Genomic DNA, 25193 nt, shown 5'->3' with positions numbered 1-25193 from the left:
TGATTCCTGAGAAGTAACTCCCCAAAATAATCGTTGTATTCGTTCGTATATAATGCTAGAGTAGTGCATGTATAAACCAACCTCACCCCAACAAAAGCTCTTCGGTGTAGAGACACAGATTTCACCCTCATTGCGCAGCCGTCTGGAGTCTTCGTGGGCTCACCTGTTCCGGCGCGAAGTGCTTCCCATCCTGTTCAGGAAGGAAGATGACTACGCGATGCTCTATGGCGCCACGGGTCGACCCAACTTCAGCGTCGCCCGTCTTTTGGGTCTGTGTCTTCTGCAAGAGTGGAACGACCTGAGCGATCAGGAGGCGTTAGACACCTTCAGCTTCGACATCCGGTGGCGCTATGCCTTGGATGTCGACGAAGAAGTGGACTACCTCTCTCGCCGCTCTCTCGTTGAGTTCCGCCGACGCATGGCCGCCGCCGACCCCGAGATGAAGCTCGTTCGCGCGGTATTCGATTCCATCAGAGATCAAGCCATAGCAAGGCTCGGCCTCTCGGTGAGTAACCAGCGGCTTGATGCCACGCATAGCATCTCCAATATACGCCTGCGCGGCAGAGTAGCCCTATTCACCAACACCCTGAGTCTTTTTCTCAAGAGCCTGGATGAAGAGCCCCTTGCAAGGGTCCCGGAACCAATTCGACAGTGGCATGCACAAGAACCGGAAGGATGGTTCGGATTAGGTCCGGCCGAACAGAAAACGAAAGTGGAAGAACTCGCACACTATGTCTACGATCTCATTCTTCTCTTCGAGCACGATGATGAGATCACCGAGAGTGAACCCTACGAACTGCTAAAACGCCTCTTTGCGGAACAGTGCGACTGTTCCGCTGATGCGCAATCCTCTAGGGTGCAGGTAAAGAAAAAGACCGAAGGACCGACGCTGCAATCTCCCTATGATCCTGATGCATCGGCCGGACATAAAGGTCCCGGCTACAGCTTACATAGTACCGAGACCTGCAACAATGCCAAGAACATGGAGATCATCACCGACTATGAAGTCCACGGCGCTGCTCGGTCTGATATGGGCAAAGCCCTTCCCGTGATCGAACGGCTAGACGCTGCCGGGTGCAAACCTGAGGTACTCTTCGCCGATGGCGGATACCCGTCTGTTCCTTCAGCATTAAAGGTACAGGAACAACGCATTGAATTCATGACGCCGGTGAACCGCAGCAGACTTGCCGACGAGGTCATAGGGAGAGATGCATTGCACTTCACTGCAGACGGCTTAGTGAGCCACTGTCCTATGAGGCACAAGCCTCTCGATCATCGTGTGCTCAGCAACAACACTGCCCGTCACTCTCTCCATGCACTCTTTGACGGCAAACTCTGTCGGGCCTGTACGATGCTCGATCGCTGTCCGGTGCGCGCTCCCAACCATCGCGCCAAAGGATGCCGGGCCCGTGACACGGTGGGAGATTTTCGTCTGGAGATCACGCCAGAGATCCGCCTGCGGGATCATATGTATGCCCTTCAGCAGACAACCGCATGGAAAGACCGCTACAAGATCCGCGCAGGCATTGAGGCAACGCACTCGGAACTGAAACGAGCGCACGGCATCGGCAAGCTTCGCGTGCGTCGAGCTGCAAGAGTATGTTTTGCTGTAGCATGTAAAGTAATCGCCTGCAACATCAAGAGATGGGCCAAGGCCCATTTGCCTCTACACAGCCCCTCATACGGCGCCTTGTCGTTGATCTCTATTCGTTTGAGAATTGTTTACGCTGAATTGATGACGCTACCATCGAGCGCAGACGTTATGTGCTTCAATTGACGTAACGGTTGGGTGGTCGAAAAAAAGGCACTTACTTCTCAGGAATCTTTACTCAGCCCCGTCTCTTTCAATAGCTTGCCGAACGTATCATAATTGTAAGAGACATATTCGGTCATTTCTTTGCTGCTCCGGAAACTCGCCGTCAGTCTGAGCTCCTTGATTCCGTTCGTGAATGCCGGCTGGCGCATGGCCTGGGCAAACGCATCCTCCAGCTTTCTAACGATTTCTTCAGGTGTCGCCTTCGGAGCCATTATCGCTATGAATACCGGGCATGGAAAGTCGTAGCCCAGTTCTTTCAACGTCGGGACCTGTGGATACGCGGCAGCGCGTTTTTCTGAAAGGTAGGCGAGAAGCCTGAGCTCTCCTGAATCGATGAGCGAGTAATTGAAGTCACCCGTCGCAAAGAGCACGTGCCCTCCCAGCACCGCTGCCTGATATTCGGGGCTTGCCTTGAAAGGAATATGTTTGGTCTGGATCTTCTCTTTCTTTGCGACCTGCTCCACGATCAGGTTCGAGATACTGTTTGGAGCATTCGTACCGTAGGTCATCTTGCCCGGGTTATGACGTCCGTATTCCAGCAGATCTTTGAGACTCTTGAACGGTGCGTCTCCCTTCACGACGAAACCCAATTAGCCGCTGTAAAGTAAGGAGCATTATCAAAACCCGGTGTTGATATGGGTATTGGGAATTCTTCCAGGCCGCCGTGCTGAAGAAGAGTTTCGCCCATGTGGATCTCCTCCTGGCAGGGACTCTGCGCAACAAGACGTGGCTTTACGGGATTGATCTGCGCTTCGGTCCAGCGCGCCATGATCTCTTCGGGCTTGCACCCCATGGCGAGGGCATAAATCTGCCGTGAGGCAGCGTGAGCGCCGACGAGCACTGAGCCGTTGTATTTTCTGCCCTTGACGTCAGTCACATTCTGAAAGAGGAAGGGTTTTCGCTCCTTTTCCGGTAATCCTCTGAACTGCCGTCGGACCAACGGCTGGAGTTCCGTGTCCTTGTTTATCTCTCTCTCAATTGTGTAGAGCGTGCCTTGTGCGCGCAGCACTGCGATATATTCCCGCAGATCCTTGTAGTACGCCATGAGACCTCCTCTCTTCATGAGACATTGTATTGCAACACGTTATAAGCCCCCAGAATGGTTGTCAAGTATTTTCCTGGAAGAGTTCGCGGGGAAAAAGCACTTGACAATTCAAGGCCGTTCTTGTACTGATTTAGTCGACGAAGTTATGTACCGGTCAGTATAAGTCTCCCTGGAGGGGCGGCGCAGATTGCGTGCTGATACGTACACGCTTCGCGATCTGTGCACCTCTTTTTGTATGCGTCTTTGTGCGAAGGGCTCGTTGAAGAGAACGAGAGTTTATCAGGGCCGTATGTTGTACACGGTCCAAAAAAGGAGGGGTAAGATGGTAACTCGCAAGTCCGCGGTGTTTGGTTGTTTCACACTGTTTGTCATGCTGTTTTCTTTTTGCCTGTGCTCTCCTGCAAGTGCCCAGGGCTCTAAAGAGCCGATCAGGATCGGCATCGACACAGAAATGACGGGAGTGATGTCTGAGACATCCATGAACGCAAAGCAGGGTTATGACATATACCTGGAGGAAATAGGGTACAAGGTCGCAGGCAGACCCATTAAGATCATTGAGTATGACAACAAGACGGACCCGAAGCTCTCCGTGGAAGTGGCTCAGAAGCTGGTCGAAAAGGATAAGGTGCATATGCTCTGCTTCGGCACCAACAGCGCGGCTGCAATAGCTGTGAGGGGCTACGCTGATAAAGCAAAGGTACCGATGGTGGTAGTCGCAATGGCCGGTACCGAAAGAGTCACGCTTCCTCCCAGCAAATACGTGTTCAGGATCACCTATGCTGACGGACAGATGGAACTGCCGTTGGGCAAGTACGCATCCGAGAAGCTGGGCTACAAGAAGATGGCCTTGATGGCACCTGACTACGCCGGCGGTACGGGAAAGATCTGGGCCTTCCAGCAGGGTTACGAGAAAGCAGGCGGGAAAATAGTGCAGACTATTCTGTGGCCTCTGGGAACCATGGATCTTGCCCCTTATTTCGCGCGCCTGCAGCCTGATGTTGAGGCAATCTTCGTCTTCGAGCCCGGCGATGTATCTATCCAGCGCTTCATCAGTCAGTACTTTGAACTGGGGCTCGACAAAAAGATAAAACTCTGCACCCACTGGACCTTCACGGAGGATTACTTCACCATCCAGACCTTCAAGGACAAGATGATAGGGATGGTGAGCGGGGCACATTATGTCCCCAGCTATGACACGCCGGAGAACAAGCGTCTCACCGACGCCTACTATAAGAAGTATGGCAGGAAGAAGCTGATGAATTCGGATGTCGCAATCGGCTATGAATCGATGAAATTCATCGTTGCCGCTCTTGGGTCTATCAAGGGGAACGTGGAGGACACCGAGGCCTTTCTGAAGGCGATGCATACCACAAAGATAAAAGGTGTGGAGAGCACTTCATTGAGTGTCGACGCCAATGGAAACGTGATCCGTGACTTCTTCATCCGCCAGGTACAGAAGAAGGATGGCGTGGTGAAGAATGTTGTGCTTGACGTGATCCCACAGGTACAGCAACCGCCCGAGGGTTACACGGTGATGCCAGGCAAATAGGAGCATGGCGCGAGGGGGCCTCATGAAAACAATTGTGACGATTTTCAGCCTCGCTTTCATGCTCGCGGTTGTTACACCGTCGGGCTGGGCGAAAGACGAGTATCCCACCAAGCAGATCCAGCTCATCTGCCCCTATGCTGTGGGGGGTATCACTGATCTCAGCGCACGGATACTTGCAGAGAAGATGGGCGAGTATCTGGGCCAACCCGTGATCGTTGTCAACAAGCCCGGAGCCGGAGCAGCTCTGGGCACGGGTTTTGTGGCAGCTTCAAAACCTGACGGCTATACATTTCTCACCACGTGGACAGGCGTGGCTGTTCTTGTTCCTCTCATCACGCCCAACCTGCCCTATAAAATGAGCGACCTCACACCTATCGGAAAAGCACTCAGCGTGGACCAGCTTTTACTGGTCAGCAAGGACGTGCCGGTAAAGAATATTGCCGAGCTGATTGCCTACGCAAAGCAGCATCCGAAAACCTTGTCCGCCGGCACCGCGGGCGTAGGAACGCTCCCCCACCTGGTCGTGGAGCAGCTCAATGCCGTCGGCCAGATAGATATCCAACACATCCCGTACAACTCTGAGCTGCAGGCTGTTACTGCCCTGGCAGGCAACCACGTGCAGGTCAGCGTCTTAACCTTGACCATCAGCGATCCTCATATCCGCTCCAACGCTATCAAGGCTCTTGCAGTGCTCTCCTCCAAGCGTGACCCTGTGTTGCCGCAAGTGCTCACATCGTTGGAGCAGGGCTATCCGGATCTGATGGCGTCGATCTATAACATTCTCTTTGTTCCTGCGAAGACACCCGCGCCTGTCGTGAAGAAACTGGAAGAGGCGCTGGAGAGAACTCTGCGCGACAAGGAGACGCGTGATAAGCTCGAGAAGATGGGCTACAGGATAGACTTCATGAATGGCAAGAATACCCAGGCATTCCTGGAGACTGAAACAAAGAAATGGTCCTCGGTGGTTAAGCACGCAAACATCATCATGAAATGAAACTGCGCTGAGCGTGAATCCCGGTAGCTGTTCTCCGCACGCTTAGGCCCTGCGCGCGCCGCCTTGCTCATTGCTTGAGCCCGCATCAATTGCGAGAAAGGCAGCGAATGCAATGATTGCGGGGGTGTGGCAAGCTCAAGGTCTGTCTCAAAGAGAAGGGGGAAAACAAAATGCCTTACGCTGATTTGAGGGCTTATATCAGGCGGCTGGACGAGGAAGGTCACCTGAAAAAAATAGAGGCGGAGGTCGACTGGAACCTTGAGCTGGGCGCAATCATGCGGCGGGCGAATGATTTGCGAGAACCGGCTCTCCTCTTCGAAAAGATTAAAGGCTATTCATCAGACTGCAGAATCCTTGCAAACCTGGTCGGCGCTGCAAAGCCGAATGTGTTCGGCAGGGTCTGTCTTTCGTTGCAACTTCCGACCGGTACGCCCGCACCTGAGATCATCGAAGAGATCGTCCGCAGGTTTGAGGCCCCTGTAAAGCCGGTTCTTGTGAATACATCTCAAGCTCCTTGTAAGGAGAATATCCTGAAGGGTGAGGAGATCAATGTGCTGAAGTGGCCGGTTCCTCATTTCCGCGGGTACGATGGAGGCCGGTTTATCGGCACGTGGCACACTGATATCACTCGCGACCCCGAAACAGGGTGGGTTAACTGGGGCATGTACAGGCACATGGTCCACGATGGACGCTCGATAGGCTGGCTCGCAAACCCGGGACAGCACGGGCCGGGGCACTACTACCGGAAATACGAAGCAAGAGGAAAACCAATGCCTATGGCAATAGCCATAGGGACAGACCCTGCCTGTGCTTCAGCATCCATGTCTCTTGTGGCCTCTGGTATAAACGAGGTTGACCTTGCCGGAGGCTTAAGAGGAAGCCCCGTTGAACTCGTAAAGTGCGAAACGGTTGATCTTGAAGTGCCGGCAACAGCAGAGATAGTGCTGGAAGGAGAAGTCCTGCCGGGAGAGCGAAGACCGGAGGGCCCTTTCGGAGAGTATGCGGGTTATTTTGCGAGCGACAAAGGAGTGCAGCCTGTATTCAGGATCAACTGCGTAACGCACCGCAATCAGCCCATTCTTCCGGTCTCAACGCCGGGTAAGCCGTTCGACGATACCACGTTTGTCTATTCGTTATACGGGAGTGCGGCCCTGACGATGGAGCTCAGAAAAATGGGATTCCCCTTCAAGTCCGTCTATCTGACGCCGTCGATGATGGCAGTTATCATATCCGCAAGGGAAACCTACCCTGGTTATGTGCACACCCTTTCTTCGGCAATCTGGGGAAGCAAGGTCGGTGTGTACCGGCCGGTTGTTATCGTGGTGGGCGAGGATGTGGATGTGACCAATATGGATGAGGTAATGTGGGCCCTCACCACGAGGGTGCACCCGGTCAGGGATATTCATATAAAGAAGCGCGCTCCCAGCCACGCTCTTTTTCCTTTTCTCTCACCGGAAGAAAGAGCTGCTCATACGGGTGCTGCTGTCTGCTACGACGCGACCTTCCCCTTCGAATGGAAAGAGAATACGCCGAGGATCGCTGATTTTGATCACGCCTGGCCTGAGGAGATACGCAAGCTCGTGGTGTCGCGATGGAAGGAGTATGGATTCTAATGAACGGTGTCACAGAACATTAAGATCAGGTGACGGGAATCCGTGGAACTGCCCGTAGCTTTTGCTCAGATTCTCAATGGAATCGCCTTCGGTATGCTGCTCTTTCTCCTTGCCGCAGGCTTGAGCCTCATGTTCGGTCTGATGGGCATTGTGAATCTCGCCCACGGGGCTTATTTCATGGTGGGAGGCTATGTCGGCCTAACCGTACTTGAAGCGACTGACAGTTTTCTTTTGGGAATCGCGGCCGGTGCTGCAGCCGGAGCCCTCCTCGGGTTTCTCACGGAGCGCTTCTTCATGCGCCGCGTATACGGCTTGCATGGTCACGAGTCAATCCTGCTCACCTTTGCCCTCAGCCTGATTCTCAGCGACTTCTCCCTGTTCCTCTGGACAGGCACGCCGCGCTGGGTCCAGGCGCCACCTTTCCTGGACATGTCGTTCAGAATTCTCGGTAACCCCTATCCTGCATACCGCCTGGCGATCATTGTGATCGGTGCGATTGTTTTTGCAGGCCTCTACTGGTTTCAGGAGCGGACGCTGTGGGGGGCAACCGTACGTGCCGGAGTGGACGACAAAGAAATGGCAACCGGCTTGGGAATCAATATTCCACTCGTCTTCACCATGGTCTTCTGTTTAGGAGCCTTCCTGGCAGGGTTCGGAGGATTTGTGGGATCACCAATCCTGGGATTGCACATCGGTCTCGATATCGAAGTTATCATGCTGGCTCTCGCCGTAGTCATCGTCGGTGGTATAGGCAGCCTGACCGGATGCCTGGTCACCTGCCTCCTGATGGGGTTGAGTGATACCCTGGGTAAGGTGCTGTGGCCGAGCTATGCGTCGCTCACAATCTACCTCGTGGTTGTGATAGTGCTTCTGGTAAAGCCCGAAGGTCTCTTCGGGAAAAGGGGTTAAATGGAGCGAGCGTCGTACGGTTGGAAATCGATCCTTGCCGCTGTCATCTTCGCCGCGATTGTGCTGGCGGTCCCGCTGCTTCCGGACTACGCGGTCACTCTGGCAACCTCCATCGTGATTTACAGTGTCTACGTAACGAGCGCAAACCTCCTCACCGGCTACACAGGGCTCGTCTCGCTGGGCCAGGGCATGTTTTGGGGCTCGGCAGCCTACGTGGTCGCAATCTTGACCACGCGTGGGCTTGTGACAAATGTCTACCTGATCGGGCTCATCTGCCTTGTCACAGTGCTTGTGCTGAGTGCCTTTTTCGGAGCATTAGCGCTCCGGGTGAAACGTCTTTATTTTATGATCGTGACCTTTGCCTTCGGACACGTGGTATGGTGCATAGCCATGTACCCGATGCAGTCCATCACGTACGGGTATGACGGCATAAAGGATATTGCCCGTCCCTCCCTTGCCCCGTCCCTGTCAACGACCAGCAGCGCCGGCTTTTACTACTTTGTCGTCGCTGTCGCTGCCATCTGTTTCTGTGGCATGCGCTTCCTTATCAACTCGCCGTTTGGCCATGCGCTCGTGGGCATAAGGGACAACGAGCACCGCATGACGGCGCTCGGTTACAACACCTTTCTCTACAAGTATATCTCTTACATGCTTTCCGCAGTCTTTTCCGGTGTGGCGGGTGCTCTTTTCGCCTACTTCAATGGCTACGTCAATCCTGCCGAGCTGCACTGGCTTTGGTCCGGAGACGCGTTGATGATCATGTTCATCGGCGGTGTGGGCTCGTTCTGGGGTCCACTGTGGGGTTCGCTCGCGTACACAGGACTGAGATACTGGATCAGCAGCTACACGATGTATTGGTTCGGTATCGAGGGTATTATCTTTATCTGCGTTGTGCTCTTTTTCAGAGGCGGAATCGCCGGTTTTGTTTCCGGTCTGCAGGCGAGGCTCACGTGGCAGAAGCGCTGAAGCTGGATAAGGTCTATAAGAATTTCGGTGCGCTCCAGGTTGCGAGAGATGTCACGTTGAGCATCTCTGCCGTGGAACGGCGCGTGGTCATCATAGGCCCGAACGGCGCCGGAAAGACGACGCTCTTTAACCTCATCAGCGGGGAGCTGCCCGTGTCGGAAGGTGCCGTACATCTCTTCGGACGCGATGTGACCAGGATGCCCTGTTACCGCAGAACGAGGCTTGGCCTGGCCCGTACATTCCAGGTAACAGATCTCTTTCCTTTTTTTACCCTTATGGAGAACCTGCTGCTTGCGCTTCAGGCGCACGACGCTTGCGCCTACCAGATGCTGCGGCCGCTTCGTTCCTATACTCACCTCTATAAAAAGGCTGAAAAGCTCCTGAAGGAAATGAAGCTGTGGGAGAAAAGAGATTTTTCCATCACGGCGTTATCGCATGGTGAGATGCGCCTGGTCGAACTGATGCTGGGTATAGCAGGCGGACCGAAAATTCTGCTCCTGGATGAACCGACCGCCGGGTTGACCCGCTCGGAGGCAGTCTGGCTCGTCAACATGATTCAGCATTTGCTGAAAGACGTTACGCTCCTTATCATCGAACATGATATGCAGATCGCCTTCACACTGGCCGAAAGGATTATCGTTCTCCACCAAGGGGCTATCGTGGCTGACGGCAGGCCGGATGAAATAAGGGGCAATGCGCGCGTAAAGGAAATCTACCTGGGCACCATGGCATGAGCGATATTCTTACTGTCGAAGATATCCATACCTACTACGGGGAAAGCTACGTTCTGCAGGGCCTTTCCTTGAAGGTTGCCTCGTCATCCGTAGTCTCTGTCGTCGGCCGTAATGGTATGGGCAAGACGACCGCGATACGTTCGGTAATGGGGTTCACGCCTGCGCGCCGGGGCAAGATTCTTTTCCGGGGCGAGGAGATCAGGGGACTCACGGCGTTTGAGATAGCCCGAAGGGGACTGGCCTTAGTGCCACAGGGCCGCCGGATATTTCCATCGCTGACAGTCAGGGAGAATCTTGCAATAGCAGCAGGAGAGCGCGGCAGGAAGGGAGCCTGGAACATTGAGCGTGTTCTTTCCCTTTTTCCGGTGCTGGGCAAGAGGCTGTCCAACAAGGGCAATCAATTAAGCGGTGGCGAGCAGCAGATGCTTGCTATCGCGCGGGCCTTGGTTTCCAACCCTGAGCTCATCCTTATGGACGAGCCATCGGAAGGATTAGCGCCCATGGTCATCCAGGAGGTCGGTGGCGTTATAAAACAGCTGAGAAAAGAGGGCGCTTCCATATTGCTGGCCGAGCAGAACCTGCCGCTGGCGATGGACGTCGCCGATTACATGTACGTGATTAACAAGGGCGCGATGGTATTTGAGGGCACTCCTGCAGAACTGCAGGCGAGACCTGAGATAGAGCAGGAATACCTGGCGGTGTGAAGAGTCGAATGAGCAGCGCAAAAATGAATCTCAAGCTCATTCTTATCTTGAGCGCCAGTCATCTTTTCATAGACATCAACGGCTCTGCTCTTCCCGCAATTATGCCCTTCTTCAAGTCGGCGCTCTCCCTTAACTACACACAAATCGGCGCTGTCATCATGGTGTCGAATCTCACCTCATCCATTATTCAGCCTTGTTTTGGCTATTTTTCCGATCGCGTGCAGATCAACTGGCTGTTGCCTCTTTCTGTGGTGTTAACCTATGCCGGTTTTTCCCTGACAGGCATTTCTCCTTCTTACGGCATATTACTGGTTTTTGTCATGCTCAACGGTGTGGGGATAGCTATGTACCATCCTGAGAGCTTCAAGATCACGCATCATTTCACTGGCAGCCGCATGGCGACGGGCATGTCCATGTTTCAGGCAGGAGGAAACTTCGGCATGGCTTTCGGGCCTTTGCTGGTCACATACGCCATGCAAATGGCCGATCTCCGGGGCACGTTGCTCTTTTTTGTGCCGGGAGCAATGATACTCGCGCTGCTGTCATGGTTTAACAGCGAACTGACGATGCCGTTCAAGGCAGGCAAGGTCGCAGAGTCGAAAACGGCAACTGCTCCTTCTGCGCCATCGAAGCATCCCTGGCGATCCATGGGGCTGCTCGTATGCGCCGTGGCGCTGCGCTCCTCGGCACATATGGGCTTGATTACCTTCGCCCCTTTTTACTATATTACAATTTTGAAGGGTGATCCGATCAGCGCCGGGAGACTTGTGTTTGCTTTCCTGATCGGTGGGGCCTTGGGGACTATTGCCGGCGGCCTGGTTGCAGACAGACTCGGCCACAAGCCTTTTGTTTGCCTCTCCCTGATCTGTTCCGTCCCGCTGCTCTTCCTTTTCCTTGAGGCAACCGGCATATGGGTGTTCATCATGCTCTTCTTTGTGGGTTTTGTGCTTATCTCGAGCTTTTCGGTCACGGTGGTCATGGGGCAGACTATTTTGCGGGACCGCCTGGGCATGGCCTCGGGTCTCATGCTCGGTTTTGTGATCGGCATCGGCGGCATAGGCGCGGGACTGCTGGGCTTGGTTGCAGATGCGTGGGGAATACTCACAGTGCTTCGGCTCATCCTGATTATGCCGGCTGTGGGGCTTTTACCGCTCTTGATGGTTTCGTATCCTGCGAGCGGCCGTAATAAGGCGATTGCAGGGCGATAGAATCTTTGCGCGATTGAGGAGGTGTTCTTTATGACACGTGGTCCGGAACTTAAGATAGAGATACCTGAACAACTCAACCTGACCCGTTATTACCTGGAAGATAATGTTGCAGCAGGCAGAGGCGAAAAGATTGCCGTCTACTGTCGTGACGCAACCTATACCTTCAACGATATGTGCAAACTGACGAACCAGGTTGGAAATCTGCTCAAAGAATTCGGCGTGGGTTTCGAGGATCGGGTGCTGCTTATCCTTCAGGACACGCCTGAATGGCTTGCCGGATGGTATGCTGCCATGAAGATAGGGGGGATCGCAACGCATGCGTACACCTATCTTCTGCCGTCAGACTACGAGTACTTCGTCAGTTATGTGAGGCCTAAAGTTGTCATCGTGGACAATACGACGCTGGAGCGGGTGCGCCAGGGCATGCGTGGTTCGAGCTTCCACAGGGCGATCCTTGTGGCCGGCGAGAACCTTCCCACGCTTGAGCAGGGGGAGTATGCGCTGAATGAGATGCTGGCTGAAGCATCATCGGTTCTCGAGATGGCCCGGACAACGAAGAACGATCTCGCGCTGTGGAATTTTTCCGGCGGAACGACAGGCAAGTCGAAGGGTGTGCCCCACATGCACCACGACGGCGTCATCGGCTTCGAATCTTTTCAGTACACCATCCATTACACGCCGGACGACATTGTCTTCCGTGTTCCCAAGCTCTTCTTCCACTACGCGCGCGACCTGGGCATGAACTGGCCCATCAAGGCAGGGGCGGCGGTTGCGCTCTACCCCGACAGGAGCACGGTCGAGTCTGTGTTTGAGTGCCTGTACAAGTACAAACCGACAGTGCTTCTCAACGTACCCACCATGATGAGGGCCATGCTTCAAAGCCCGCTCGCGAAAGATGCGGACCTGAGCTTCCTGAGACTCTGTATCTCGTCCGGCGAGCTTCTGTCCGGTCAGCTTTATAATGAGTTTAAAGAGAAGTTTGGCGTCGAGATTCTTAATTCCGTTGGTTCAGCCGAGACCTACCTTGGCTATTTCATGGACGCGCCGGGCAAAGTGAAGCCGGGGAGTTCGGGCAAGGTGCAGCCTGGCGTGGACGTAAAACTCGTCGATGCAGAGGGCAAAGAGGTGCCAAAAGGGGAGTCAGGAATTCTCTATGTGCGCTCTGAAGCTTCGGGTACCTACTACCACCTGGAACACGACAAGACGAAAAGAACATTTGTCGGCAACGACTGGGTGAACACAAACGACCTTTTCAAGGAAGACGCTGACGGCTATTTCTGGTACGAGGGAAGGGCGGATGATTTGATAAAGGTGAGCGGCGTCTATGTCGCCCCGCTCGAAATAGAGAAATGTCTCGATGAGCACGAAGCAGTGAGAGAATGCACCGTGCTGGGGGTGAAGGACGCTGATGGTCTCACCAAAACCAAAGCATTCATCGCGCTGAATGAAGCATTCCAGCCGACGGATGATCTGGCCGAGCAACTGAAGGAGCATTGCCGCAAGAAGATGGCGCCCTTCAAGGCTCCCCGTTTTATACAATTCTTGAGGGAGCTTCCCAAGACCGGCCAGGGGAAGATCGACAAGAAACAACTGCTGAAAGGCACGCCGTGACGTATGAACACAGACGTAAAGAAAAGACCAAGATCCAAAACTGAATCACACGCTTTGGGTTTGGAACATTTGAGATTTGGATTTGTTTAGGAGTTAGATATTCGATATTAGAATTTCTATCGGACGAAACAGACACGCCTCCAAGAGAACGTGAACTTGAAGCTGTGGTGATCGGTCACTTCAGAAGCCCCTGCTCTTTTAGCAGCTTGGCAAAAGCTTCGTAGTTGGACGCCACGTACTCGTCCAGTTCTTTGCCGTTTCTGTAAAAGATGGTGAAGCGTAGATCTTTCATCCCTTTGATGAAGCCCGGTTCCTTCATTGCTTTGCTGTACGCATCGTCCAGTTTCTTCACGATCTCGTCAGGCATGGCTTTGGGGCCTGCAACGTTGAGAAATGTGGGCGCTGGTATGTCATACCCGAGATCCTTCATGATCGGAACATCGGGGTAATAGGGCGAGCGTTTTTCGGCAACCAGCAAAATCAGGCGTATCTCTCCGGATTCGATCAACGGATAATTGAAGTCGCCGGTTCCCACCATGATGTGGCCTCCCAGAAGCGCAGCTTGTGTTTCTGGAGAGCCCTTGAAGGGAATGTGTGTGAACTGAACTTTCTCTCTCCGTGAGATCTGCTCCAGCGCCAGATGACCGAAGCTCCCTACGCCCGCACTGCCATAGGTCAGCTTCTTGGGGTTCTGTCGCGCGTAAGCGACGATGTCCTTCCATGTCTTGAATGGCGAGTCTCCTTTGACAGTAACGGCAATGTTGATGATGCCGAACTGCATGATCTCTCTGAGATCGTTGACAGGATGGTAGGGCACCTTTTCGGTTAAGGGGGGAACGAACATGCCTGGATGGCCTGCGTAACCAATGGTGTAGCCGTCAGGCTTCGCGCTGGCAATGGCAGCGATGCCTACCGTGAACGAGCCGCCGGTCTTATTGATCACGACGATCGGCTGGCCGAGAAACTTCTCCGCTTCTTTTGAAGCCATGCGGAAGCAAAGATCACTTGCGGCACCTGCCGGTACAGGATTGATGAACGTAATGGGATGGCTCGGGAACTTCGGGTCCGCCGGTTGTGCGTGCGCCGCGAGCGGAAGAAGAATCAAGAGGGAAAGGCAAACAAACAAAACTGTTGTCCTCACAGCCGGGCTTCTCATAAACGCCTCCTCACCTATCGGTCCGGTTTGTACACGTTAGCCAAAGCCAGGAAGCTTGTCAAGCCTTTTAGGTTCCTTTGGCAAGGGCCATCCACATAGGGTAGAATGAAAGAGTGCTGAGGTTCCATCCGGAGGTGTTGAATGACTACAGCTAAACGATTTGCGCCTTATACAAAAATTGCTCTGGAGAAAGGAATTGATCACGCGGTTGTCGTTGAGACTTCACGCGTTTTTACCGCACCATGGGTACGGATGAAGTGCCAGTATGGTTGCGCGGGCTATGGCGCAAGCCTTTGTTGTCCGCCGAAGACGCCAACGCCTGATGAGATGCGAAAGATTCTCGATTCCTACGCGTCCGGCATCCTGCTCCACCGGCAGATCAAAAGAGGGGACAGGCTTAGCGAACGTCTCACCGAAACTGCGGTTACTCTCGAGCGTACCTTGTTCCTCGACGGATATTACAAGGCATGGGCTCTTGGCAGCGGGCCCTGTGGTGGATGCAAGACCTGCAACATGAAGGCATGCGTTCACTCCGATGAGGCGAGGCCTTCAATGGAAGGCTGTGGCATTGATGTATTTGCTACGGCCAGAGGTTACAAACTCCCGATCAAGGTAGTTAAAGACCACAATGATGTGCGAAACTCTTACGCACTCGTGCTCGTCGAGTAGCATTACTTCGCCTTGGCGCGTATAGCTTCGTTGTCGCTGCGTCGTTCTCTGCACGAATTCAAAGTAGTGCCCGCGCCCCAGCCAGGTTTCTTGGTTTGCCAGCACACTAATTAATTTCCGGACGCGGAGAAAACGGTCCGAGCGGCGCCCTGTGATTGGTTACTTCAAGTTTTTGTAGACCTGGTAGGCTTCCATGAATGTCGGGAACCCTACGGTCTGAATGAGGAGAAGAAGAGCATGCTTGATTTCCGCATCGGTCGCTCCGGCTTCGCGGGCTTTCTTGATGTGGGTCTCCAACGCGAGATGATGTCCTGATGCTCCTGAAACTGCGATCTTGATAAGCCAGCGTACCTTTTCCGGCAGCGGTCCGGATTCGCCGTGGATCTTCTCCCCCAGCGCCTCGTGGGCAGTGTTGATGCCGGGAAAGTCTTTCTTGAAAACCGTGTAAATTTTGTGCAGGTCCTTCATGTTGGATCCTCCCCGTTTGTTTTGCCTCTTCCTGGTTTTATTGCTGCTCACTACTCACTATTCAGCATTCACACGTGGTTTGTTACTTGTATATCTGTTTGAACAGCCTGTCGGCCATTGTTGCGTCCATCTTTTGCAGTATCTTGTACTCGTCCAGCGCAGAAGGCCGATCTTTGAGGGCGAGGTATGTTTCGCCAAGGGTGTAGTGTGTTCTCGGATCGTCCGGGTTGAGGCGTATGGATTGCTTCAATGCATCGGCTGCCATCCTGTATTCCTTCATCCTCGCATACGTTGCGCCGAGAAAGCCGTGGGCGGCCGCAAAGTCGGGGCGGAATCGGACAGCCTGTTTCAGAGCCTCCACCGCGGCCTTGTAATCCTTCACACTCGCATACGTGACACCAAGGTTGTAATATGCCTGAGAGTCCTCGGCGTTTATGGCTATCGCTTTCTTCAGAGTGCGTACCGCATCATCGTACATGCCCAACTTGGCGAAAACAGCACCCAGATTTTCATATGCCTCTGCGCTGTCCGGCTTGATCCGGATAGCCTTCTCAAGCGCATCACGCGCCTCGCTGTATTTGCCGAGGCCGATGTAGCTGACACCAAGGTTAAAATAGGCTTCTGAGAAGTCTTCTTTGATCTGTATCGCCCTGACGAAAGCCTCGACCGATCTTTCATACATACCATTGCTGCCATAGGCGACACCTTGATAAAACCAGCACTCTGCAGTCTTCGTGAAGTCGGCACTGCACGCCTCGCCCGCTCCCACGACTTTTGTGGAGGCGAGTTTATCTTTCACGAGACTCACAGGCATGGCGAAATTGATGTTCTGTGCTTCGGCGACAAGGAAGGTGGCGATGCCTATAGCTTCGCCCCTGCTGTTGAATACCGGAGCACCGCTTGAACCCGGGGAAATTGCAGCGGTGATTTGAAGGACCTTTCTGGTTTCATCGACTTTTCTGACTCCACTAAGTATTCCCTCAGATACAGTGTTTTCCAGGCCCTGCGGGCTGCTTATGACAAATACCTTCTCTCCCACCTGAACCCTATCAGGCTCTCCCAGCCGGACCGTGGGGAGATGGCTCCCATCGATCTTCAGAATAGCCACGTCATTTTCTATGTCCGCGTAGAGCAGGCCCTCCACGTCAAAGACGCGCTCGCCTGACTTCACCTTTATCTTGGAGGCTGCGTTGACCACATGATAGTTGGTGACCACAGCCCCATCCTCACGAACTATAAAGCCGCTCCCCTGGCTGATCACCCCTGCTTGAGCGTTGACGGCAATAACTACAACGACAGCCTTGCTGTTCTCCGCGTAAATCCTGTCCGCCTGCGCGAGTGTGCGAACAGGCGCTGTCATAATGACCGTGGCAATGACGAGACACCATATCAGTCCTGTCGACCTTCCGAAGATTGAACCTTTGACTCCGAATGTTTTCATTGTGTCTTTTAACATAGGTGCTGCCTGCCTTGTCGGCAAGTGAATGTTTAACCGGCGCCGTTTTCGTCGAGAGCGCGGCGTACTGTCTCTGCCAGCTCCACTTTCGATAGCGGCTTTGCAAGATAAGCCGCAATACCAATCGAACGTGCTTCTTCGGGCGAGATCATTTCATTGTGGCCGGTGCATAGAATGATCGGAATATCCGGACGGATCGCCTTAATCCTTTTTGTGAGCAGCGCGCCGGTCAGATTCGGCATGGTCTGGTCGGTAATCACCAGATCAAAGGCCCGTGGATCCTTTTCGAAGGCGTTGAGTGCGTCGGCGCTGTCTGTTGTGCCGACGACTTGGTACCCAAGCCGCTTCAGCATATACTCCCCCAGTTCCACGAGATCCTCTTCGTCGTCGACAAAGAGGATTCTTTGGTTGTCCCCCAGAGTGAGTCTGCCTTGCGTCTGTTCCGATCTCTCGTGCGATTCATAACGGGGCAGGTAGATCGTGAACGTGGAGCCCTTGCCCGGTTCGCTGGAGACCGTGATCGCTCCGTAATGAGCTTTTACAATACCGTAGACAACGGCAAGGCCCATCCCGGTCCCCTGACCTTTTTCCTTGGTGGTGAAGAAGGGTTCAAAGAGCTTCTTCTTTACTTCGTCGTCCATCCCGCGTCCAGTGTCACTGATGGCAAGGGCCAAATACCGACCGGGCTTCATCTCCGACTCCGGCATAAGCGTCTGATCGGTGAATGTGGTTTCTGTCAGGCTCACATCGAGGCGGCCTTCCCCGCCCTCCATGGCGTCGGCTGCATTCTTGCACAAGTTCATAAGGACTTGTTGTAGCTGTGTTGCATCGGCCAGCACTACATCGTCTGAGGCCTTCTGATCGAGCGTTATGCGAATGGTGGTGGGCAGCGATGCCCGCAAGAGCTCAAACGTCTCTTTGATGAGCAGCAAGAGGGCAAGGGGTTTGCGTTCATGTTCTGTCTTTCGGCTGAACGTGAGAATCTGCCGCACGAGATTTCTTCCCCGTATTCCCGCCTTGAAGATCTGTTGAAGGTTGCGGTGCGCTCCCACAGTTTCCGGGATATCATCGATAGCCAGCTCCGCGTTGCCGATGATGATGGCGAGAATGTTGTTGAAATCGTGGGCGATGCCTCCTGCGAGGGTGCCTATCGCCTCCATTTTGTGCGCCTGGCGGAGCTGATCCTCAACCGTCGCCCGCACGGCTATTTCCATTTCAAGGTTCTTACAGGCTTGCATGACCTCTGCTGTCCGCTCCTCGACTCGTTTCTCGAGCTCGTCGGCCTTCTCTTCTGCTGCCTGAAGGAGTTGCATCCGTTCCATGGCGGTCGCAACCTGGTCTGCCACGGTCTTCATCAGGGAAAGCTCGTCTTCAGCAAACGTCAGGCGGGACTTGGTGCCGAAGGAAAGGGTTCCTATGACCTGTCCCTGGGCGAGGAGTGGGTGACACGCGTAGGCTTGTATTCCAAAGGATTTTACAAGCTCGGTCCGGATATCGGGGGTGGTGAGGATGTTTTCCGCCACAATGCGACAGGCATCACGGGCCGCACATCCGCAAACAGCAACGCCGAAGTCGAGGAAATGAATCTCCCTGGCAGCCTCCTCGGGTATGCCGGCATACGCGTTGAGCCTGAGGCAGTTTCTCTCCTCGTCAACAAGGAAATTGAAGAAGGCCTGGCAGTCGAGATGCTCCATGACCCTGCGGCACAGGGCCTCAACGATCTTCTGCGGTTCCTTGCTCGTGAGGAGTTGGCCCGCTGTACTCGATATGATGTCGAGTCGCTCGAGGTTCTTCTCGAGGGCTTCCTCTGCCTGCTTGCGCTCGGTAATATCGTGGATCACGGAGAAGAGCATTGTGCTGCCCTGGGCCACAAAAGGCGAGGAGTAGACATCCACCCAGCGTAACCGGCCGTCAGCCAGGCGGTGCGGGAAGACGAAATGGCCTCTCTGTTCTGCCGCCGCCTTCTTCATCCTGACAGCCACCTCTTCGGGTGGTAACTGGTTGATTTCCTGTATGTGCATCGTGCGCAGCGTCTCATGCGGATATCCGTAAAACGCGACCGCAGCATCATTCACGTCAACTATCTTGCCAGTCTCCGGTTCGACCAGCACCATGACTGCTTTATGACGTTCGAACATGTTCCTGAAGCGCTCTTCACTCTCGCGCAGAGCCTGTTCCGCCTGAAGACGGAGCTGCTCTTGGTCAAGAGCATCGAGAGCGTACGACAGGTCGGCGCTGAGCGCATTAAGCAGGCGGATCTGTTCTGCATCAAAGGCTTTGGGCTCAAAAGCGTAGAGGGTGAGAGCCCCGACAGCCATGCCACCACGGAATATCGGGAATGAGGCTGAAGAGCGGAAGCCGTAACGTTCCGCGGCTTCACTCCATGGCATTACGGACGGCTCGCTGGCAAAGTCATCATTGACCACGGGCCTCTTTTCTCTTATGCAAGTAGCGGTCGGCCCCTGGCTGAATTCGCCCTCGGTCTCGACCTTTATTTCTTTCAGATAGTCGCTCGCCGGACCAAAGCATACTGCCGGGGTCACCCGTTGTCCCTCCACCATCCCGATCCAGACGAGCGGAAACTTTCCCTCTTCTGCAGCAACCCGGCACACCTTGGAAAAGAGCGATTGCGTATCTCGCGTTCTGACAATCGTTTCGTTTACGCGGCTCAGTACTGCATAAACGCGTGAAAGCCGGAGCACCAGTTCCTCCTTCTGCTTGCGCTCCGTAATATTTGTGGCATAAAGATTGACATAGGTTTCGCCCGAGGGTTGGGCAGCGCCGATCCAGAATGTCCGTCCTCGCCTGTCCGGAAGTTCTGTCTCCAGGTCTTGTTTCTGCGCGGCTGCCTCTGCCGCGAAGGCAAGGATCGATTGAGGCAGTGACCCATCCGTGTCTTCCGACATGGCATCCAGTAAATCCCGCGCCGGTGGGTTGGCATACAGGAGCGTGCCATCAAGGGTCATACGGAGCACGGGATTGGGGTTTTGTTCCGGAAACTGTGCGAGGCGTCGTGTAGCTTCCATCAATGAGTCGGTTTGTGTCAGCGTGCGGGCCAGCTTGATATTGCTGTAGCTCAGTTGCGAAAGGATGCGGGAGAGCTTGGCGAAAAAAGTCATGCCCGTTTTGATCGACTCCTTACTCAATCGGGGAACGCGATCCAGCGCCGCAACATACGCTTCTTCATCGAAGCCGTATTTTCTCGCCTGTTCCCTGAAAAGTTCATGGTCCGGCACCTCGTCCTCAAAAAAGAACTGCCCTGAAAAGACATTACCAACATGCTGGCCACCCACCATGATAGGCGTTGCTATGTCCCACATATTATTCTTGCACTTGTAGAGTCTTGATTCTCCGGTTGGGATGCCTGCAGAGAGCAATGTATCGCTCTCAATGCAATTCGCGCAGCTTTCGGGTTGGGCCCGGTGAAAGTGTGTGCAGATGTCCTGCCATCCCGCGCCCACCAGGACCTTGCCTTTGATATCAAGAATAGCCATGGGGATGTGAGCGAGCTTGTAGAAATCATCCATAAGCGACTGGATTTCCGGGACATCAATGATGTCGGCAAGATCCAGGTTGCCTATGTCCCCTTCGGGGGATAAAATGCTCTCCAGCTTCACTCTCACGCGTTGCTCGCTTTCACGCAGTGCTTCTTCCGCACGCTTACGCTCCGTGATGTCGGTTCCTACCGCTAGTATTTCCGCGACCTGTCCGTTGTTATCGAATATTGCCTTGTTCGTCCAGGCCATCCAGACCCGCGTGCCGTCGCGCCGGATGTTCTCGTTGATGTTGTTAACATAGCGATCGGGATGTATTACCATGTCGCGGACGAGGGAGCTCAAGTCGGCCCCTGTGGATTCTTTTTGAGGCAGCAGCATATGCACGTTCTTGCCGAGTGCCTCTTCGGCGCTGTAGCCGAAGAAAGACTGAGCGTACTCGTTAAAGAAGGTGATAGTACCGTCACGTCTCCATCGAATGATTGCGCTATTGGCATTCTGTACCAGTTCGCGGTATCTGCGCTCATTTTCACGCAGGGCTTCTTCCGCGTGCTTACGCTCGGTGATGTCCGCGTAGGTGATCACCACCCCCTCGATACGATTGTCTGCTGTCCGGTAGGGGAGGGTGCTGCGGATGTACCAGGAGCCGTTAATGTGCATCTCTTTCTTGACAGGGGTAAGACGATCAAGGACTGCTGTCGCGTCGGCGATAAGATCGGGTCCCAGATTCTCCAGAGACATATCTACGATCGGCCGTCCTACATCTCCGGGGATCAGCTTGACGAGCTTTGACATAGCCGGCGTGAAGCGCTTGACCCTGAACTGCTGGTTGAGGAAGATGGTGGGGATGTTCGCGCTTGCCAGAAAATTATTCAGGTCATTGTTTGTCGTTTCTTCTTCCTCGATTTTGGTCTGGAGCTGCGAATTGACGGTTATCAGCTCTTCGTTGAGCGATTGGAGCTCCTCACGCGAGGTCTCAAACTCTTCGTTGGCGGCCTGGAGTTCCTCGTTGGAGGAGTGAAGTTCTTCGTTCAGGCCCTTCAGCTGCTCGATGTGGCTCTGCAGGTCATCGCGCGTTGCAGAAAGCTCGCTTTCGAGTTGCCGCATGGCGCTTTCTTCGATCGCAGCGGCTTCCAGCAGCGTTGCCTCTTTCCTCGGCGCGACCCGCCCTTCCTCCTCGAATACAATGAGAAAGAGATCTTCAAGTACTCTCGAGACGCGAAAAATGACCCGCTTTTTCTTCTCTTTTTCCTCCACCTGCATGCCGGCCCTGATCAGCACTGGTTTTTCTTCTTGGGCCGCCCTGTAGATCGCGCTTCGTAACCTGTTTCGCAAACCGCTCGGGACGAACTCCAAAAGATTCTGCGTTGGCACCCCACGGGGCTGATGCAAGTACCTGTGCGTCGGTCCGTTGTGGTAAATGATTTCATAGTGCCGGTTGATTGCTACAGCAGGAGGTGCGTGTTCTTCGAGCAGAGCTTCCTGAATTGACTGGGTGGCCGATTTTTCGCGGTCTTTGGGCAGCGGTTGTTTCGCCTGTCGGGATTGCTGACGCTCCGCGGCATAAGGTACCGCTATAGGCATCCTCACCGACTGCTTTTCTCCTTCTTTTCGGTAGATGCGGCATTTCTTGTGCGGAAGGGCTACGAAGAGGGAGTTCTCTCTGCCGGGCGACTCTGCCCCTCCGAGAAAGAGAGCTCCTCCTTCCTTTAGAGCATAGTGAAAGAGAGAAATACATCTTTCCTGCGCTTCGGTCTCCAGATAAATGAGGAGGTTGCGACAGATAACGAGGTCGAGACGGGAGAAAGGAGGATCGGACAGCAGATCATGCTTGGCAAAAAGCACGTGCTGCCGTATCTCCTTGTTAACCGTAAGAGATTGTCCATTCTCCGCGGGGATGAAGAACTTCTTTGCGTAACCGGAAGGAAGGTCAGCCGCGATTGTTGCCGGGTACATGCCCTCTCGCGCCACTTCCAGTGCCCGGTCATTTACGTCCGTGGCGAAGATCTGCAGTTCTCTCTTCTTGCCCGCACGGGCCAGTTCATCGTGCAGCATCATTGCGATTGAATAGGGTTCTTCTCCTGTTGCGCAGGCAGGAGTCCAGATGCGGATGGGGTCCGTAGTCTCCTGTACCACGAGCTTTCGTGTGACATCCAGATGTAAGGCTTTCCATGCGAGCTTATCCCTGAAAAAGGAGGTGACGCCGATCATGAGATCTGATGCGAGTCCCGTTGTCTCGCTGTCCTTGCGCTCCAGCGCGTCCAGGTAATCTTTGGCTGACGAAATGCCGAGCAAGGACATGCGCCGCTTGATCCTTCGTGCAACGACGCCCTGTTTATAATAGTTGAAGCGGTATCCGGTTTTTTCGTAGATCAGTTGGTACAAAAGGTCAAAGTCGAGATGGGTGCCCAGGGCCTCCGGAGAAACAGGGGGTACGCCGTAATCTCGAAACTTCAGTATTTCGCGAGCGATGTCCTGCGGCGGAAGCACCGCATCCGTCCGCCCTGTGTTGATTGCTGCAAGGGGCATTGCCGGGAATTCTGCGCTGGCCGGATCCTGAACGAACACGCTTCCGCCAGCGCTTCTCACTGCCTGCACTCCCCGCGCACCATCCGTTCCGGCGCCGGATAGAATCACGGCAATGGCGCGCTCGCCCACGTCTTCCGCGAGAGAAACGAAGAATTCGTCGATGGGAAGATGCACGTGCTGGTGGATGCGGGAGGCTATCCGGAACACGCCATCCCGGATCCTGATCTCCTTTGCCGGAGGGCAGAGATAAAGCCTTCCCGCAGCGATCTCCATTCCGTCTTCTATTTCATCGATCTGAAGGTCGGTCTTTCGCCTGCGAAGCAATTCAGGCATAAGATTCTTATGCTTTGGCGAGAGGTGTTGGAGAAAGATAATTGCAACGCCGAATTTTTTTGGAAGTACGCTAAGAAATGCCTCGAGTGCTTCCATACCTCCTGCCGAGGCGCCTATGCCCACGACAGGGAAAGGTTTGCGAGGTTTGGTAGCGCTTGTATCCGATTTCATGTGTCCTCTGCCGGCAGCAGAACAGTGAGACAGCACGTGCAATAGTTCGACAGCATCATCCGGGCCCCAGACAACAGACCTTAGTATACCATCAATTCTTTCGTGATTTGCACACAGTGGATCCTTGTACGGAAAGCCTGCTCGGACCCTGTTTGGGCTGCATCGGTGTCTTTGTGTCAGCACGTAATGTCTTGCGTGAGGAAAAGGCAAGCTATATACTACTTTTAGATTCCTGCCGCGTCAGGTTTGCCGGCAACCGAAAAAGGAGAACACTATGGATAACAGGGGAAAGATAGAGGCGATAGAGGTCGCTCTTACCAACGAGATGCGGGAGCGGGAATTCTACCTGAAGAACGCGCAACGGACCAGGAATCCTGTCGGCAAACGCATGTTCCAGCAGATCGGCGATGAAGAACTGGAGCATTACGAGCGGCTGAAAAGGCTGTCTGCTGAGTGGAAAAAGGCTGGCAAGTGGCCCGATGACCTGCCCCTTATTGTTGGGGACACGCTCATAAAGGATGTGCTGGTGGAGGTCATTAACAGCGTTGACACCGGCGAGGAAAAAGACGCTGACGATCTGGAGGCGGTCAGGACAGCCATAGGGTTTGAGGAAAAAGGCGCGAAATTTTATGAAGACCTGCGCAACCAGGTGACTGCAGCAAAAGAAAAAGCCTTTTTTGATCTCCTCTCCAAAATCGAGCGGGAGCATTACCTCTCACTCAAAGAGGTTGAGGAATACTTCGTCGATCCGGCCTCCTGGTTCCGCAAGGCCGAGCGGCTCAACGTTGATGGCGGCTAGGTAGCACGTATCGCCTGCAATTGTTCCTCGATAAGCCCTCGGAAGAGGGCCAGTTTATACTCGTTGTGCTCCATGGGCTGAGCCTTGTTGATTGCTGTCCGAGCTGCTTTTTCGATAGTAGCGGCATCGAGTTGTTTGCCGGTGATCAGTTCCTCGGTCTCCCTGGAGCGCCAGGGCACGGGTGCGGCGCCTCCCAGTAAGACTCTCGCGGTCGTTACCCGTCCTCCGGTGAGCGAGACCGCAAGAGCGAGACTCGCCAGGGCAAAGTCCCACGAGCGCCGCGCCCTCACTTTGCGGTAAGAACTGCGCAGACCTTTTTGTGGTGGCGCCAGGAGGATGTCGGTGATGATCTCTCCAGGCTCCAGTATTGTCTCACGCGTTGGATCCTTTGCGGGAGGCACGAAAAACTCTTCGATCGCCACTTCCCTTGTTCCTGCTGCTCCCGCAACACGTAGTGTTGCGCCCAGCGCTATCAACGCCGGCGCAGTGTCCGAAGGATGCACGATGTAGCAGCCATCGCCGCCGAGTATGCAGTGATACTGGTTTTCTCCCACAACGGCAAAACAGGTTTGCCCGCCCTTGCGCAGGCACTGAAACTCGCCGCGGTAATACCAGCAGCGGGGCTTCTGGCAGAGATTGCCGCCTACCGTTCCCTGATTTCTCAACTGGGGACTTGCGACTTCCATGGCTGCCTGTGCCAGAGCAGGGTACTGACTGCGGATGACCTGGCTCGCAGCAATCTCGCTGATAGTTGTGAGCGCGCCGATGCGCAGACCGCTCCCTGTCTCTGTTATGCCTCGCAGTTCCTTTACGTTGCTCAGGCTCACGACCGCAGACACTTGAAAGACGCGGTCGCGGAGGCACCCCAAAAGGTCGGTGCCTCCAGCCTGCACTCTCGCGCCGCGGCTGAGGTACTTGAAAACATCTGGTAAGGATTTCGGACGGACATAGTCAAAAGCGGGCAGCATA

General features: G+C 54.2%; 19 protein-coding genes. 12 read left to right on the top strand and 7 right to left on the bottom strand.

Features of this window, described 5'->3' with window-relative positions:
- Nucleotides 1-67: 67 nt before the first annotated feature.
- Nucleotides 68-1777, top strand: coding sequence for a transposase (locus VMT71_04430; GenBank protein HVN23191.1), 1710 nt, complete (start codon nt 68-70; stop codon nt 1775-1777).
- Between the two features lie 38 nt (nt 1778-1815).
- Here VMT71_04430 and VMT71_04425 read toward each other — a convergent pair whose 3' ends face one another.
- Together VMT71_04425 and VMT71_04420 are read right to left on the bottom strand one after the other, a co-directional pair.
- On the bottom strand, nt 1816-2394 hold the full coding sequence (locus tag VMT71_04425; GenBank protein ID HVN23190.1) for a tripartite tricarboxylate transporter substrate binding protein: 579 nt from the start codon (nt 2392-2394) through the stop codon (nt 1816-1818).
- A complete protein-coding gene (locus tag VMT71_04420; protein ID HVN23189.1) occupies nt 2391-2861 on the bottom strand; it encodes a hypothetical protein in 471 nt (156 codons plus the stop codon). Before VMT71_04420 ends, VMT71_04425 begins: the two co-directional genes overlap by 4 nt.
- 322 nt (nt 2862-3183) lie before the next feature.
- On the opposite strand from VMT71_04420, the gene VMT71_04415 reads away from it, so the two are divergent.
- The 9 genes from VMT71_04415 (at nt 3184) to VMT71_04375 (ending at nt 13149) form a co-directional block, all read left to right on the top strand.
- Nucleotides 3184-4410, top strand: a complete 1227-nt coding sequence (locus VMT71_04415) for an ABC transporter substrate-binding protein (GenBank protein ID HVN23188.1) — start codon at nt 3184-3186, stop codon at nt 4408-4410.
- A 22-nt stretch (nt 4411-4432) separates the two neighbouring features.
- On the top strand, nt 4433-5404 hold the full coding sequence (locus VMT71_04410; protein HVN23187.1) for a tripartite tricarboxylate transporter substrate binding protein: 972 nt from the start codon (nt 4433-4435) through the stop codon (nt 5402-5404).
- A 170-nt stretch (nt 5405-5574) separates the two neighbouring features.
- On the top strand, nt 5575-7017 hold the full coding sequence (locus VMT71_04405; protein HVN23186.1) for a UbiD family decarboxylase: 1443 nt from the start codon (nt 5575-5577) through the stop codon (nt 7015-7017).
- Nucleotides 7018-7059: 42 nt separating this feature from the next.
- Nucleotides 7060-7926 (top strand): branched-chain amino acid ABC transporter permease, encoded by an 867-nt coding sequence (locus VMT71_04400; GenBank protein HVN23185.1) that lies wholly within the window; start codon nt 7060-7062, stop codon nt 7924-7926.
- Nucleotides 7927-8892, top strand: coding sequence for a branched-chain amino acid ABC transporter permease (locus tag VMT71_04395; GenBank protein ID HVN23184.1), 966 nt, complete (start codon nt 7927-7929; stop codon nt 8890-8892).
- Nucleotides 8877-9626, top strand: coding sequence for an ABC transporter ATP-binding protein (locus VMT71_04390; protein HVN23183.1), 750 nt, complete (start codon nt 8877-8879; stop codon nt 9624-9626). Before VMT71_04395 ends, VMT71_04390 begins: the two co-directional genes overlap by 16 nt.
- The gene (locus tag VMT71_04385; protein ID HVN23182.1) at nt 9623-10330 is read left to right on the top strand and encodes an ABC transporter ATP-binding protein; all 708 of its coding nucleotides are present in this window, start codon (nt 9623-9625) and stop codon (nt 10328-10330) included. The genes VMT71_04390 and VMT71_04385 overlap by 4 nt, the downstream gene beginning before the upstream one ends.
- An 8-nt stretch (nt 10331-10338) precedes the next feature.
- Nucleotides 10339-11538, top strand: a complete 1200-nt coding sequence (locus VMT71_04380) for an MFS transporter (protein HVN23181.1) — start codon at nt 10339-10341, stop codon at nt 11536-11538.
- A gap of 30 nt (nt 11539-11568) precedes the next feature.
- Nucleotides 11569-13149 carry a benzoate-CoA ligase family protein gene (locus VMT71_04375; GenBank protein HVN23180.1) on the top strand — a complete coding sequence of 527 codons (1581 nt, stop codon included), beginning with the start codon at nt 11569-11571 and terminating at the stop codon, nt 13147-13149.
- Nucleotides 13150-13324: 175 nt separating this feature from the next.
- Here the strand turns inward: VMT71_04375 and VMT71_04370 are convergent, their stop codons facing one another.
- On the bottom strand, nt 13325-14305 hold the full coding sequence (locus VMT71_04370; GenBank protein ID HVN23179.1) for a tripartite tricarboxylate transporter substrate binding protein: 981 nt from the start codon (nt 14303-14305) through the stop codon (nt 13325-13327).
- Nucleotides 14306-14446: 141 nt separating this feature from the next.
- Between VMT71_04370 and VMT71_04365 the strand changes: the two genes are divergently transcribed.
- On the top strand, nt 14447-14974 hold the full coding sequence (locus VMT71_04365; GenBank protein HVN23178.1) for a DUF2284 domain-containing protein: 528 nt from the start codon (nt 14447-14449) through the stop codon (nt 14972-14974).
- 159 nt (nt 14975-15133) lie between these two features.
- Here the strand turns inward: VMT71_04365 and VMT71_04360 are convergent, their stop codons facing one another.
- The 3 genes from VMT71_04360 to VMT71_04350 all read right to left on the bottom strand — a co-directional run bounded on the left by VMT71_04360 (nt 15134) and on the right by VMT71_04350 (nt 23425).
- Nucleotides 15134-15442 (bottom strand): carboxymuconolactone decarboxylase family protein, encoded by a 309-nt coding sequence (locus VMT71_04360; protein HVN23177.1) that lies wholly within the window; start codon nt 15440-15442, stop codon nt 15134-15136.
- Nucleotides 15443-15524: 82 nt separating this feature from the next.
- Nucleotides 15525-16883: a tetratricopeptide repeat protein gene (locus VMT71_04355; protein HVN23176.1), complete on the bottom strand. Its 1359-nt coding sequence runs from the start codon at nt 16881-16883 to the stop codon at nt 15525-15527.
- A gap of 47 nt (nt 16884-16930) precedes the next feature.
- Nucleotides 16931-23425, bottom strand: coding sequence for a chemotaxis protein CheB (locus VMT71_04350; protein ID HVN23175.1), 6495 nt, complete (start codon nt 23423-23425; stop codon nt 16931-16933).
- Between the two features lie 274 nt (nt 23426-23699).
- On the opposite strand from VMT71_04350, the gene VMT71_04345 reads away from it, so the two are divergent.
- Nucleotides 23700-24224 (top strand): ferritin family protein, encoded by a 525-nt coding sequence (locus VMT71_04345; protein HVN23174.1) that lies wholly within the window; start codon nt 23700-23702, stop codon nt 24222-24224.
- Here VMT71_04345 and VMT71_04340 read toward each other — a convergent pair.
- Nucleotides 24221-25192, bottom strand: a complete 972-nt coding sequence (locus tag VMT71_04340) for a xanthine dehydrogenase family protein subunit M (protein ID HVN23173.1) — start codon at nt 25190-25192, stop codon at nt 24221-24223. The two genes, VMT71_04345 and VMT71_04340, sit on opposite strands and share 4 nt — an antisense overlap.
- Between the last annotated feature and the right edge of the window lies 1 nt (nt 25193).

The organism is Syntrophorhabdales bacterium (genome assembly GCA_035541455.1).
GTDB lineage: Bacteria > Desulfobacterota > Syntrophorhabdia > Syntrophorhabdales > WCHB1-27 > JADGQN01.
Note: the sequence above shows the minus strand (reverse complement) of the source record. Positions and strands in the feature narration are given on the sequence as shown.

Coding starts and splice junctions, on each gene's coding strand:
- VMT71_04430 (HVN23191.1), top strand. CDS start 68: ATGTATAAACCAACCTCACCCCAACAAAAGCTCTTCGGTGTAGAGACA.
- VMT71_04420 (HVN23189.1), bottom strand. CDS start 2,861: ATGGCGTACTACAAGGATCTGCGGGAATATATCGCAGTGCTGCGCGCA.
- VMT71_04415 (HVN23188.1), top strand. CDS start 3,184: ATGGTAACTCGCAAGTCCGCGGTGTTTGGTTGTTTCACACTGTTTGTC.
- VMT71_04410 (HVN23187.1), top strand. CDS start 4,433: ATGAAAACAATTGTGACGATTTTCAGCCTCGCTTTCATGCTCGCGGTT.
- VMT71_04405 (HVN23186.1), top strand. CDS start 5,575: ATGCCTTACGCTGATTTGAGGGCTTATATCAGGCGGCTGGACGAGGAA.
- VMT71_04395 (HVN23184.1), top strand. CDS start 7,927: ATGGAGCGAGCGTCGTACGGTTGGAAATCGATCCTTGCCGCTGTCATC.
- VMT71_04385 (HVN23182.1), top strand. CDS start 9,623: ATGAGCGATATTCTTACTGTCGAAGATATCCATACCTACTACGGGGAA.
- VMT71_04380 (HVN23181.1), top strand. CDS start 10,339: ATGAGCAGCGCAAAAATGAATCTCAAGCTCATTCTTATCTTGAGCGCC.
- VMT71_04375 (HVN23180.1), top strand. CDS start 11,569: ATGACACGTGGTCCGGAACTTAAGATAGAGATACCTGAACAACTCAAC.
- VMT71_04370 (HVN23179.1), bottom strand. CDS start 14,305: ATGAGAAGCCCGGCTGTGAGGACAACAGTTTTGTTTGTTTGCCTTTCC.
- VMT71_04365 (HVN23178.1), top strand. CDS start 14,447: ATGACTACAGCTAAACGATTTGCGCCTTATACAAAAATTGCTCTGGAG.
- VMT71_04360 (HVN23177.1), bottom strand. CDS start 15,442: ATGAAGGACCTGCACAAAATTTACACGGTTTTCAAGAAAGACTTTCCC.
- VMT71_04355 (HVN23176.1), bottom strand. CDS start 16,883: ATGAAAACATTCGGAGTCAAAGGTTCAATCTTCGGAAGGTCGACAGGA.
- VMT71_04350 (HVN23175.1), bottom strand. CDS start 23,425: ATGAAATCGGATACAAGCGCTACCAAACCTCGCAAACCTTTCCCTGTC.
- VMT71_04345 (HVN23174.1), top strand. CDS start 23,700: ATGGATAACAGGGGAAAGATAGAGGCGATAGAGGTCGCTCTTACCAAC.
- VMT71_04340 (HVN23173.1), bottom strand. CDS start 25,192: ATGCTGCCCGCTTTTGACTATGTCCGTCCGAAATCCTTACCAGATGTT.